This is a genomic window from Ureibacillus chungkukjangi, assembly GCF_044795995.1.
GTDB classification, from domain to species: domain Bacteria; phylum Bacillota; class Bacilli; order Bacillales_A; family Planococcaceae; genus Ureibacillus; species Ureibacillus chungkukjangi.
In genome coordinates, this window is sequence record NZ_CP085009.1 from 3,214,752 (window position 1) to 3,228,275 (window position 13,524).

Here is a 13,524-nt window from a genome sequence, read left to right on the forward strand (position 1 = left end):
ATTTCCCCTATTCCAGTTTTTTTTGGTTCAAAGCATTTAATCTCTCTTAGTAATACAAATATATCTTTTATCTATCTCTATTTTTCCAATTTATTCATATCCTTTTATTATACAAAAATGCTTTTAGAAATCGTAATTAAATGTACATTACAATTAGATTACTAGCTTTCACTTTTATGCTATTTCCCTATAACTTATAAATAAAAACCACTTCTTCCAAAAAATCTGGAGAAGTGGTTCAGCTTTCTGTAGAAATCTATTAAGTTCAAAGAAACTTATTTGTCGTTCCCTTTGCCTTTGTTTTCTTTTTCTTGCGATTTATTTTGACCGTTTTGCGCTTTATTAGCCTCATTTTTTTGCTCTTGTTTTACTGCTTGTTTTTCAGTCTGCTGCTGTTGCTTTTCCACACGGTGTTCCTGTGCTTCAGCTTGCTTTTGCTCCGCCTGTGCTTGCTTTCCTTCTAACTTCACTTGTTGCTTTTCGACTGTTTCTGTCTTTTTCTCTTCACTCTTATTCATTTTTTCAACCGGTTTAGCTACTGGAGTTTGAGCTTGTTTTACTTCTGTTGTTTTCACAGTTGATAAAGAAGATTTCTCTTCCTTCTCAACAGATTTAGCCTCAACAGCTGCTGGTGCTTTTGATGTTTTAGCTTTAACTGATTCTTCTGCTTCAGGATTTTCGCTAGAAGCATCTTCTGTAGTATTTACAGCTTCAGTATTTGTTGGGTTTTCTGCTGTCTCCACTTGTGCCTTTTGCTGCTTTTTCTCTTGTTGAGTTAGCTTTTTCGTTACCTTCTTTTCTAGCTTTTCTTGGGCTTTTTCGATATTTTTAGCAATGGCTTCTTTTGCTTTTGGGTTGCTTACTTTTTCAAGTACTGCTTGTAGTGCTACAATATTCGCTGAAAACTTTGCTATCAAAGCTACACGATCTGAGTCTTCTTCTGTTGTGACTTCTTCATTACCAGCAGTTTCCTCTGTTGTTTCTTCTTGAAGTGTCTCTTCAGTTACTCCCTCTTCTAAAGAAGAATCTTCAACCGATGTCTCTGCATCCTCTAATAAATCAAGCGCTGATTCCTGTTGTTCCAAGGCTTTTTCTAAAGCTTCCTTTGCTAAATCCTCTTCTCCAGCCTCAAATAAAGCCTTTGCTTCAGCAATACGCTCCTCTGTTAAAGCTAATAATATATCTGCTTCCTTTTCTTCATCAAAAGTTATTGCTAGCTTAATGCTTTCAGTAAACTCTTTTAAGAAATAAAGGAAATCCCCTGGCAGTAAAGACGGTTCCTCTACAACTGTCTCTTCTTCTACCGGTTCTTCACCTGTCGTTTCTGTTTCAGAAGTTTCCCCTTCATTAGCTGTTGCATCTGTTTCTACTTCTTCATTTACTTCTTCAGTTGAAACAGGTGTTACCTCTTCTGTTGCTTCCTGTTGGACAACCTCTTGTACTTCCTCGACAGCTTCCTCATCGGCAAAAGCCTGTGTAGATCCTATTACTAAAGTAGCCGCTACAACACCTGTAGTGAAAATATTTTTCAATTTAAAATTAGACATTAAAGTCCCTCCATTTTTTGGAAGAAATTAGAATCACCCTATATGATTCGTATTCTTCATTTGGTAGTCCAGCCATCATAGTTTCCCGTAGATCTGTGACTTTGCGTATCTATCTTTCAATAGATTTGCCTTTTACAAATGAGGAACTTAATCACCGTTCGCATCATTTAATCTAAATATAAGTTATTTAATATAAAAATACTAGATTAAATATTTCCCAATATTATATAGATAATCAACACGATAGTTTAATAATCCAATAGAGGAAAATAAAGGGCAGTATCTTTTTAATATAATCGAATACAATTAAATTTTATATGATAAACTTAGTATGTTTTCCAAGATTAATAAATTTCTATAGGATTGGTATTTTATGAAAATAATTCAATCGAAACAAAAAATTAAACTTACAACATTATTAATGACTCTAATTAGTTTATCAGTACTTTTTACTACTTTTATATTATTATTCGCATCTTATCAATCTGAGAAGAAATCATTATCTGATTCATATTTATCCCTTAATTTCTCAAAGGCAGAAAAATTAAGTAGTTCGGTAAACTCCTTATTCAAACTAATGCGAATGAGTTTACAAGAAACTAGCGAATTTTTAGATCCATCGATGACAGATGATGAAATCCAAAAGAATCTAGAGCTGGTGAGGAATACCAGCCAATACTTCAATTCCTTATTATGGATAGACGAAACTGGTCTTGTTCGTAATGTTACACCTATGATAAAGGGTGTAAAAGGCGATTATTCATCAGAAGTTACAAAAGATGTAGTAAATGCAAGAAAACCGATGCTAACATCACCATTTAAAGCACCTACTGGTCGAATGATTGTTTTAATGAGTGAACCATTTTATGATAATGAAGGTAATTACAGAGGCATAATTGGAGGTTCTGTTTATTTACAAGAACAAAATGTTCTTAATGAAATTTTAGGCAATGATACAATAATCGATAATAGCGGTTCTTTTTACTATGTAGTTGGACCAGAAGGAAAGCTACTATTTCATCCCGATATAAAACGTATTGGGGAAAGTGTAATAGAAAACCCTATTATTTTGAAGCTTTTACAGGGACAAAGCGGTATGCAGTTCGTGAAAAATTCAGAAGGCATACCCATGTTTGCTGCATATAGTTATATACCAGAGATTGATTGGGGTGTAATACAACAAACACCGGCTTCATATGTCGATGCACTTTTAAAAAAACATATTCAAAATTTACTTATAATAATTCTTTTTCCCTTTTCTCTATTACTAATAATCTCGCTTGGTTTTGCTAGAAAGTTGGCTAAACCATTTATTGAATTAGCAGACGTTGTGAATCAATTTGGTAACGATAAGCAAATCCGGCCTCCCACTTTCGAATCACATTGGAATCGGGAAGCAGATCTTTTAACTAAGAGTCTAATTATCGCTATACATGCGGTTGAAAACAATAATAGTCTACTATTAGAACAGTCTATGGCGGATACTCTGACCGGTTTGCCTAATCGAAAGAAACTAAATAAAGTGATTACGAATTTAGCAAATAATGGACAATTGTTTTCTTTAGTTCTAATAGATCTTGATCATTTTAAAGAGATCAACGATACGTATGGACATCAATTAGGAGATGAGGTTTTAAAGTTTTTTGTTAAAATCATACAATCCATATATATAATGAAGGATAGATTTTTCCGTTATGGTGGAGAGGAGTTTTTACTAATTCTTCCAGATACTAGTACCTCTGAGGCATATTACCTTGTGGAAGAGCTTCGTACTAAACTTCTAATACAATAAGTCCAGTGGGAAAACCAATTACTATCTCTATTGGAATTTCAGAGTTTCCATCCCATACCAATTCGTTAGATGATTTGTTTTTATTTGCTGACAAAGCTTTGTACCAATCAAAAGCTAATGGAAGAAACCAAACAACAATATGGCAGGATAAAGTGTAAACTATCAATAAAAAAAGGTTCTACTATCTCATTTCTGAAATAGTAGAACCTTTTTAAATCATCAATATGTCTCTTATATCCTCTTCTGTTAGAGTTGGTGAGACTTTCGCATCTGTCTCAACAACCTCAGAAATAAGATCTCTCTTTTTTCCTTGGAGCACATTCATCTTCTCTTCAATGGTCCCTTTTGCTACCATCTTAATAACCTGAACATCATTTTTCTGCCCCATTCGATAAGCACGATCTGCTGCTTGATCTTCTACAGCTGGATTCCACCATAGATCATACAAAATTACGGTATCTGCACCAGTGAGGTTCAAACCAGTACCACCAGCTTTTAAGGAAATTAAAAAGAGATTTTCTTCCCCATCATTAAATCGATTACATAAATCCACTCGTTCTTCAGAGGGGGTTTGTCCATCCAGATAGAAATACGTTTCCCCACGAATCGTGAGCTCTCTCCCAATAAGCTCTAGCATTTTAGTAAATTGGGAAAAAATCAAAACCCTTCTACCAGATGCTCTAGACTCCTCAAGAATTTGTAGGAGCTGTTCAAACTTGGCAGATCCTCCCTTATAGCCTTCAACAAACAAAGCTGGATGACAGCAAATTTGGCGCAGTCTTGTAAGTCCAGCTAAGATTCGAATTCGATTCTTCTGGAAGGTCTCTTTATCGAGATGCTTTAATGCATCATTTCTTAGCTTAGCTAAAAGAGCCGTATAGAGTTTTTTCTGCTCAGGAAGCAGCTCGGAGATATCAAGCTGTTCATACTTTTCTGGTAGCTCTGGTAATACATCCGATTTAACACGTCGAAGCAGGAATGGTCGTACCCTGCGAGCAATCGATTTTCTTGCTAGATGACTGTATTCCTCAAGCCCCTGGAAAAGCTGTGGGAATACAACATGATAGAGTGACCATAGCTCTTCAAGTGAATTTTCAATTGGCGTTCCTGTTAAACCAAATCTATTTTTGGCCTTTATTTTTTTCACTGTTCGAGCTGTTTGAGTATATGGATTTTTAAAGCTTTGAGCCTCATCAAAAAACACAGTATGGAACGCTTGCTTTTCATACCAATTACTATCTTTTCGCAGCAATGGATAGGATGTAATGATGACATCCACCACATCCACTTCCTGCAATAGCTTTTCTCTCTCCGTCTTTTTTCCATCTATAATTATGGCCTCAAGCTCTGGCGCAAATGTACCGATTTCATGGAGCCAGTTATAGGTTAAAGACGAAGGACAAACGATAAGTACCGGAAGCTTTTGTTCGCGGATATTAGCAAGCTCAGAGACAATGAACGTAATGCTTTGCACCGTCTTTCCAAGCCCCATATCATCTGCTAGAATCCCTCCAAAACCGTAGCTTGCAAGTGCCTTCATCCATTTAAATCCTTGCTTTTGATAATCCCTTAGTATCGCATTTAAACTTTCTGGGACATCAAAATCCAAGCTTTCTGGCTGCAATAATTGATCAACGAATTGTCGGAAGGATTGTTCAGGCGAGAAAACTTCACTTTGATCTATTAAATCAAAAAATTTCAGTCCCTCTATAATCGGCATATCTAAACTAGACTCAAAACCATCCTCCTGAGCTGGAACTGCCGATAAAAAACGGCGCACCTCTTCCATTTCCTTGGATTCTAGCGACAGCAATGAGCCACTCGGTAGACGGTAATATTTCTGTTTGATTTTTAGGGCTTTAAGCATTTCCTTAATGTGCTTATCTGCTATACCGTCCATCTCGAACTTAAACTCTAACCAATCCGTTCTATCTTTTGGAACCTTCACTCTTATTTTCGGAAAGGCATTTTCTCGAACAATACGAACCCGTACAGCAGTAGTTGCATAAACTTGTGCAAGCTTTTGAAGCTTTGGAACAGTGTGATAAAGAAATTCATACTCCAACTCCTCATTTTGCATATAATAGCCGCCTTCAGTAATCGTAAATCCACTGTCCACCATTAGCTCTAAGATTTCATCTTCTTTAGCAAGATCGCGAACTATCAGTGGACCAATAGGGGTTTCACGGCTTTCTAATGGCTGAATGATCATGTTTTCATAATGGAATTCTAGACCTGCAAGTAGTCTATTTTTTAAACGGTCCAGGTAAACCTTAACAACAAGAGGAGTTTTCATAAAACGTTCTGTTACGCCTCTAGATAGCTGTACATTTCCGACTTTTTTCAAGCCTGGCACCACTTTTTTCATAAAAAAATCAATTTGATCTTTATTTATCGGTATGACGTTGGCTGATGGGGCTACCACCATCTTCTTTAGCTGAACTAATCGATCACAGTCCTGTCCGTCTAATTGATAGATTTTGCCCTCACTGAGGACGACATTATAAGCATCAATAATTATTAATTTATTAAACCCCTTCATATGGAGCTGAAAATTTTGCTGATCCTCCACCAAATAAAAGCTTATCGGAGGAGGATCATCCTGAAATTTTAGGCTGGTATAAGAAAAGTCCTCCTGCTCCAATGTTACAAATGGTACGTTTAATAGTATTGGCTTTAGCTTGGTCCATGCAGATGGAGGGATCAGTAAAATTTCTTGACTCACTGTGAACCCGCTCACATCTGATTTTGTCTCTAAATAGACGCTTTCATCATGGGCAACATGAATTAACTGATGAATCAGTGCATCTACTTCAGTTGCAAAGCATTGTAAGTCTGGATTATATTTCACTGATGGTGAGATATAACTATTCTTCCCATTACGAACATCCCTTAAAAACTGTCGGATATCTTGGACCTTTACTGAAGCAATATCTAGTTCAATTCCAAATAAATACTCTTCTTTATGAATTAATAATGGCTTTATATTAAAACGCGCTTCTATCATTTCTCGCTTCTCAAAATGACGCTGATGTCCACTTTTCCGACTCTTTTCCTGAGTAAAAAGTGTCATGAAATCATCTGTTAGCTCATGTTCTTTTGAGCGGTCTATATGTAAATTACTAGGAGCAATCCCTTGTTTCTTCATTTCATAAAGAGAGATTAGTACTGCTGCAATATGCTGACAGCTGTGCCTAAAATTCGGTAGGGTTGGACAACTACAAGAGGCTTGAAATCCACCATTTCTGGCTTTTTCAACCTTGACATGAAAGTCCTCTGTTCCTTTGACTGTAGCCTCGCAAACCTCCGAGGAATGGTTGCTTATTTTAACTTTTCCCGCACGATAAAAAGAGTCCCCTCTTTTAAAGGAGAAGGCACCACACATATCTTTAATGGTTTTTAAATTTAATTGGATATCCATGTAGACTGCCCCTTTCTAGAGTGGTTTTAGATTATTTTAACATGGAATTGGAAAGTGTTCGAGAAATGGAGATAGTATGTAGGAAAAGTACCATTTATATAAAATAACGTCTACAAGACAATCCATAATAATATTAGTTGCCCACTCATAATACATAAAAAGAAGAATCCCAATGGAATTCTTCTTTTCAGCTGAAAATGTTATTTATTTAGTAAAGTCGATTTGTACCATTAGTGGATCATGGTCACTTGCACGGCCAGCTTCTTCAGTAAAGTCAGCATTGACGTGTAAAATATCAAGAATTGACTTCGCTCTTAAATTATCTGATACAAAAATGTGGTCAAGTGCCTGTGAATTACCTTGGTACGTATAAGAATAACGATCATTTTCATTCAAAGTATTAATCATATTAAACATTGATTCATTTTCGCCTTCAAAGATTTGCAGTGCAGGTGTCCATTGGAAGTCATTGAAATCACCAACAGCAACAATATTAGCATTTGGATTCGCTGTTTGAATTGTTTCTACGAAGCCACGCACAACTTGTGCAATATCTTTACGCTGGGCTTCACTTCCTAATACCGCCGGTTGTTGCGTACCAAATAACGGTGAATCTCCACCCTTTGAATTCCAGTGGTTTACAATTACAATGACCTGTTCACCATTAAAAGTGAACTCTGCTGCAAGTGGCTTGCGGCTACTATTAAATGCAGAACTAGTAGGATCAATTCGTCCTGGATTTAATGTTAATTGTCCATCTTCATAAGCTGTTGACTGATTAGCCGTACCAGAAACCGCATTAGCTGGTAATGAAACTCTCTCTGGATTGTATAAGAATCCAACTCGGATATTTCCTCCTGGAGCCCCACCATCTTGATTGTATTCAGGATCAATATTCACATATTTATAAGTTGGACCGCCAGCTGCTATAATGGCATCAATTAGTTTTTGATAGCTTTCGTCTGCAGCAGAAGATCCTGATGCAGTTGCCCCATCATTATCTTGCATTTCTGTTACTCCAATAATATCCGGTGAATTTAATCCATTTACAAATGCTTCAGCAATATTCCTAACTTTAGTTGCATTTGAATTCGCAGAAAAGTTTTCTAAATTATAAGATGCAATTGTTAATTTACCATCAGCTTCTACTATAGAAGTCGTTTCTTTTTGAATATTACCTGCTGTCGTTTTAAATGAAGATTGATCTACGTAAACCTTAAAGTTTGAATATCCATAGTTTACAAAACCAATTACAGGGGCATCTACAGAATCTCCCGTATTAATATTGCCACCATTGCTAACTTCTTTTTCACCATTAAACAGTTTAAATTGGATACGTTCAGCATTCGCGTCATTCTCACCAAGTAATAAACCACCGTTTAATGTTGTGGCTTTTACTTCATCAAATACAGTAATAATTTCACCATACTCTTCTGGAGAAACCACACGTAGTTTCGATGCTGTATCCGCGCCAATCTGTACACGCATCCCCTCTAAGCTTTCCCAATAATCAATTGCATCTGTTGCTGGAGTATAGGTATCAAAACCATTAGTATCAATTTCTGCAGGAATGTCATCAGAAGTAATAATGATTGGTTTTGGTAATTCTGCATTTTCTTCTATAATTTTAATTGAACCCTTTGTTGCATTTAATTCAGTAACAGTTAAATCTGTATAAGCATCAGCATAACCATCAATGCGATACTCATCTACTACACCTGTGATGCTGACTAAATTACCAACCTTAAACGGATAGCTGGTAGCTGCACTTCCAGCAAAAACAACAATACCTTCTGAAGTATTAGGGTCGTTATCTACCTCTGAATCCGGTGTTTGCATATGGAAGTATTGTTGCCCATTTAGTTCATACATTGAAGTAATGATTCCTTCAATACCTTCAACTGCCATACCATTCATCGGTGAAGTATGACCGAGACCCTGGATATCGCTGATAGAGAGATTACCATCATATACATCATATGTGATAGTAAAAGTATCACTATTAGAGAAGCCATCCTTCACCGCTATTGCTTTCAAAGTCGTTTTTTCTTCAATTACAATTGGTGCAGTATATTCAGTCCCTTTATCTACAGTTGGTTCTGAGCCATCAGTAGTGTAGTATATTTTCGCCCCTTCAGTTAAAGTAGTTAACTTAACTTCAGTGCCAGTTGGGATAGAAGTAGATGTTGTAGAAGCCACAACACTTCTTACTTTTGAAGCATCCTCAACTACATCTTCTACACCACGTGGAATAATTTGGAACGCTCCATTGTATTCTTGGATAATACCAGTGATTAGATTATAGGTTTTCCCTGCTTCAAGACCAAGCACAGTATTTTCATCACGTACGATAAACGAAGTACCCGCTTCGTCTTCTGCAGCAAAATTACCTGAGCCATTATCTTTTATTATTTTCACATTTTTAACAATGGCTAACTTTGATTCATTTTCCTCTTTTAAATCAGCACCAGTGTACTCTATTGGTGCAACTTCTTTACTTCCAACACTCTCAACTAATGCTGGACTTTGTAATTGTAACAAACCGTTATATTCAGTCAATTTACCCTTAACAACAATTTCATCACCAACATTAACATTTTCAGCCAAGCCATATAATGCGATTGCTCCCGTTTCATCTTGGATATGAATTGTATTTTTCAACTTCCCTGTAACAACACCTTGAATTTGCACTTCACCAGTTCCTAATGCACGAGCATCCGCCATTGAAATTGTTTCTAATTGTTCAGGAATATACGGATGTGCACCTAAGTTATCAAAAACATCTTTACCTAAGTTTATCCATTCTGTTTCAAATGAAAATGCATCATTAGGATTTTTATCTCCAGATATTATAGATTCTTTACGTACGAGGGTAACATCTTTTGCAAAGTCTGCCGATGAACCAATTTGACCTATAGAATCTATAATTTCTCCATTTTTCTTAAGAACAAATGGATCGTTACCATTATGATTAATAACTGTTGAATTTCCTATACCACCTACACCTGCTAAAGTCTTAATTTCATCACTAGCTTGATTATGATATAAAATTAGTGTTTTACCAGCTTCTAGAGTACCCGTTAAAGTGAGTGATTTCGGATTATCTGCTTTCCCATCAGAATATAGTTCTAAAGAGTATTGTGTTAAATCAAGTGTCTCATTTGAATTGTTATATAACTCTAATGCTTTATTGTAACTTCCGCCCTCAATATATTGAGAAATAATTAAATCTGATTCTTGCTCTGGAACTGGTTCAGTTTCTTTTACATCAACAATTCTTCCTTCAATTTCTGTTGGAATTGTTTCTAGAGATTTTAAGTGGTCTCTGAAGTTCTCCCAGTCAGATAAGCCTAAGTCCGTTACACGACCTTCTTTGTATGCCTCACCAAGCATGTCATAATTATCGCCACCTTTGGCAGTAAAGGCATTTGTTGCAACTGTGTATGTTTCACCATCTTTAATTTCTGTATATGAGCCATCTGCAGTCTTATAAGAAATTGAGATGATACGTTTGCCTTCTTCAGTTACAACGCCATCCTTCGTAGTTCTTGCTGGTTTGGACGAATCAAATTCAATTTTTGCACCAGCTACATGTAAGAATCCACCAAGTTCGTTTGGATATTGGCTTATGCTTAACTCAAAGGCAGCTTTTAGTTCTGCTCCCGTCACATCCATTAATGCAAGAGTATTACCAAATGGTAGTACTGAAATTACTTCACCAATTGTAATTGGACCTGCATTAATGCTTGAACGAATTCCACCACCATTTGTAAATGCCATTACAACATTTTCATCGTATTCTTTCGCTTTAGAAAGCATCCCATCAGTGATTAAATTACCTAATATTGTTTCATTTTTACGTACACTTAGTCCCTCAGGATTTGAGGCTTCGGCGCGAGGATTTGTCAGTGGTTCTGTAAGCGTAACGCCAATTTCAGTCTCATTTAGTTCTTGAACTTTTTCTTTATAAGGCTTTAAAATTTCTACAGCTTCTGCATCTTCTTCAAATTTAGAAACCTCTAACAGCTCATTTTCATACTCTTTTACAATTCCGTTCTCATCGAATGTTACATCCAAAGTCCCTAGGAAATCACTATATTGAAATGCTTGTACAATAACTGTTGGATCCTTTTCTTCCCCAGCTAAATTTTTATCAATTACTACAGCATCATCAAGTTGAGTATGGCTATGTCCCCCAACAATTACATCAATACCAGGTACTGATTGTGCTAAAATTAAATCATTATCAATGGATGCATTATCATCGTAACCAATATGAGTTACAGCGATAATTTTATCTACATCCATATCTTCGAAGGCTTTAACAGCTTTTTCTGCTTCCGCGATATAATTTTTAAAGGCAATACTGCCTGGCGAGGAAATCCCTTTCGTCTCCTCAGTTGTTAGACCAAATATCCCAACTTTTTCACCGTTAATTTCTTTCACAATTCCGTTATAGATTTTACCGTTTTCCGGTTCACTTGAGATTAAATCACTAAATAAGCCAGTAAATTTCTCATCCGGTGTGAAATCAACATTTGACGATACAAATGAGAACTCCGCTCTTTTAACGAAATCAGCCAATGCCTGATGCCCTTCTGGACTTGAACCCAGGTCGAATTCATGGTTACCAAAAGTCATTACATCATAGCCGATATAATTCATTAGCTTTAAGTCTGCTTCACCTTTAAATTCGTTAAAGTAAAGTGTTCCGCTAAATACGTCTCCAGCATCGATAAGCAGTGAGTTTGGTTTTTCTGCTCTTACTTGCTTAACTGCAGTTGCACGTTTTGGCGCCACATCCGTACGACCATGTGTATCATTCGTGTGCATTATTGAAAGCTCGTATTTTGAGTCAATTTCTTGGATTTTATCAAGTGCAGCCTGAACTTTTACTAATCCAACAAAATCAGTATCTCGTGCTCCTGCATTCTTGGCAGCTGAGATTGCGAGCTGAGCAGCTTCAATAGCTGCTTTGACAGTAGCTTTATTCTCTCCAGTGATAGCATCTACTGCTGGGATTGCTGCAATTTTTTGATTTGCAGTATTAATTAATGCTTGCTTTATTTGAGCTGAATTATTGCCACCTGTTGAACCACCTGAGCTTGGAGGCTGAGGAGTAACCGTTGCACCTGTCTCGTCTTTTATGTCCTTAATCTTATCTTTAATAGAGGAATAGTTTGATACAACATCCTCAACTTTAGAGTTTTTCGGAACTACTAATCTATCAATTTGTACATTTACGCCAACCTCGACCTTTGTATCCTTGTTAGCAATGACAAATTCCTTTACCTTACCTGCTAGTTTCAATGCCAGTTCTACTGCTTTTTCAACCTGGACTTGGTCAATTGAGCCAGTACCATTTATTTCAAGCTTTACTGTCACATTAATAGTTACTTTTTCTACATCTGCATTTACTTCTACCACTGAAACTTTTGCTGAAACCTTTACTTCTGGTATTTTTTTATCAGATGTCAGCTGAACATTATTTCGTTCAACTTGAACACCTTTAACTGATGAATTTGTTAAGTTAACTTTTGGTCCTTCATTCGTGTTGGCAACAAAGGAGAATAATGCCGCTACAGGGCTAGATGCTGCATCACTAATAATTAACTGGCCATCTGTAACTAAAACATTAGATGAAAAGTCTTTTGATACTTTATTTGTTAAAATTAAATCGCCTTTTACTTTAAGGTTATTTACTGCAATATAATCTCCATTAACTGTCACATCACCTGCTATTGTTGCATTTCCACCATCAAATACAACAGATGCACCAGCTTTTCCTTCAGCATTTAATGTTAATGCTGTAATGCCAGTAATTTTGCCATTTTGAACTGTTGCAGTCATTTCAGCCCCTTTTAATGCATCGGCATTTTTTGTACTGAAAATTGATTTTAATGCTGCATCAAAAGTTAACTTCCCTTCAGTAGTTTGAAGGCTAGAATTTGATAGATCTTCAATTGTAAACGAAACGGCTTTAGATGCATTCTCAGCACGCAATAAGAATTGTGCAAATTGACCACGCGTTACATTAGTAGAACCGCCAAATGTCGTTTTTGTATTACCAACTGTAATTCCGTTTTCAAATAATGCTGTGATGTATTGCTTGTAGTCTGGATAAATATCAGTAAATGGAGTAACTGCTTCTGAGGATGCTTTTAATTCAAAGGCTTTGGTAAGGATTATCGCCATATGATTCCTGGTGATAGGCTTGCCCGAACCATAAGTGCCGTCTTCAAAACCGTTTATATATCCTGCATTTGCTAACGCTGCGATTGCACCATAATATGGATGAGCTGTTGAAACATCTTTAAAGTTTGGATTTTTTACATTCTTCGTTTCTAGTTTAAGTGCCCCAGCTAAAATAACTGCAGCTTGTCCACGTGTCAAACTATTATATGGTTTAAAATTTCCATCAGGAAATCCCTTTACTAACCCACGATCAACTAGATCAGCTACTGCATCAGCAAAATAATCATCTACTTTTACATCCGGAAAAGTTTTTCCGGCAGCTTCTGTAAGATTTGGTGTAGAAACTACTGAACTCGCAACTATAGTACCTGCTAGAGTAGCTATAAAGTATTTATTATTTCGTTTCTTCGACATAATTTAGCCCCTTTTTATTGGAATATTTTACTACTCAATTACCTTCTCTATATTAATAACTTATTGTGAAAAAAATTACATAGGTATTTTAATATTTTGTAAATTTTCAAAAACTTTTGTTAATAGTAGCTAAATAACTCTTTTAATCTAGCAAA

General features: G+C 36.2%; 5 protein-coding genes and 1 riboswitch. Of the genes, 2 read left to right on the forward strand and 3 right to left on the reverse strand.

Features of this window, described 5'->3' with window-relative positions; all coding sequences use genetic code 11:
• Nucleotides 1-275: 275 nt before the first annotated feature.
• Entirely contained in the window at nt 276-1,547 is a 1,272-nt protein-coding gene (locus LG296_RS15970; protein ID WP_107936562.1) for a DUF5667 domain-containing protein, read from the reverse strand.
• A 59-nt stretch (nt 1,548-1,606) separates the two neighbouring features.
• Nucleotides 1,607-1,687: riboswitch (cyclic di-GMP riboswitch) on the reverse strand.
• Nucleotides 1,688-1,920: 233 nt separating this feature from the next.
• On the opposite strand from LG296_RS15970, the gene LG296_RS15975 reads away from it, so the two are divergent.
• Nucleotides 1,921-3,339, forward strand: coding sequence for a sensor domain-containing diguanylate cyclase (locus LG296_RS15975; protein WP_107936560.1), 1,419 nt, complete (start codon nt 1,921-1,923; stop codon nt 3,337-3,339).
• A 5-nt stretch (nt 3,340-3,344) separates the two neighbouring features.
• A complete protein-coding gene (locus LG296_RS15980) occupies nt 3,345-3,497 on the forward strand; it encodes a diguanylate cyclase domain-containing protein (RefSeq protein WP_181418084.1) in 153 nt (50 codons plus the stop codon).
• A 53-nt stretch (nt 3,498-3,550) separates the two neighbouring features.
• Here the strand turns inward: LG296_RS15980 and LG296_RS15985 are convergent, their stop codons facing one another.
• Both LG296_RS15985 and LG296_RS15990 read right to left on the reverse strand, forming a co-directional pair.
• Nucleotides 3,551-6,760 (reverse strand): DEAD/DEAH box helicase, encoded by a 3,210-nt coding sequence (locus LG296_RS15985; RefSeq protein ID WP_107936556.1) that lies wholly within the window; start codon nt 6,758-6,760, stop codon nt 3,551-3,553.
• 204 nt (nt 6,761-6,964) lie between these two features.
• On the reverse strand, nt 6,965-13,369 hold the full coding sequence (locus tag LG296_RS15990) for a 5'-nucleotidase C-terminal domain-containing protein (RefSeq protein WP_235867675.1): 6,405 nt from the start codon (nt 13,367-13,369) through the stop codon (nt 6,965-6,967).
• Between the last annotated feature and the right edge of the window lie 155 nt (nt 13,370-13,524).

Bases quoted from the DNA above. Each gene is read 5' to 3' on its own strand.
- LG296_RS15985 (WP_107936556.1), bottom strand. From the start codon at position 6,760: ATGGATATCCAATTAAATTTAAAAACCATTAAAGATATGTGTGGTGCC.
- LG296_RS15975 (WP_107936560.1), top strand. From the start codon at position 1,921: ATGAAAATAATTCAATCGAAACAAAAAATTAAACTTACAACATTATTA.
- LG296_RS15970 (WP_107936562.1), bottom strand. From the start codon at position 1,547: ATGTCTAATTTTAAATTGAAAAATATTTTCACTACAGGTGTTGTAGCG.
- LG296_RS15990 (WP_235867675.1), bottom strand. From the start codon at position 13,369: ATGTCGAAGAAACGAAATAATAAATACTTTATAGCTACTCTAGCAGGT.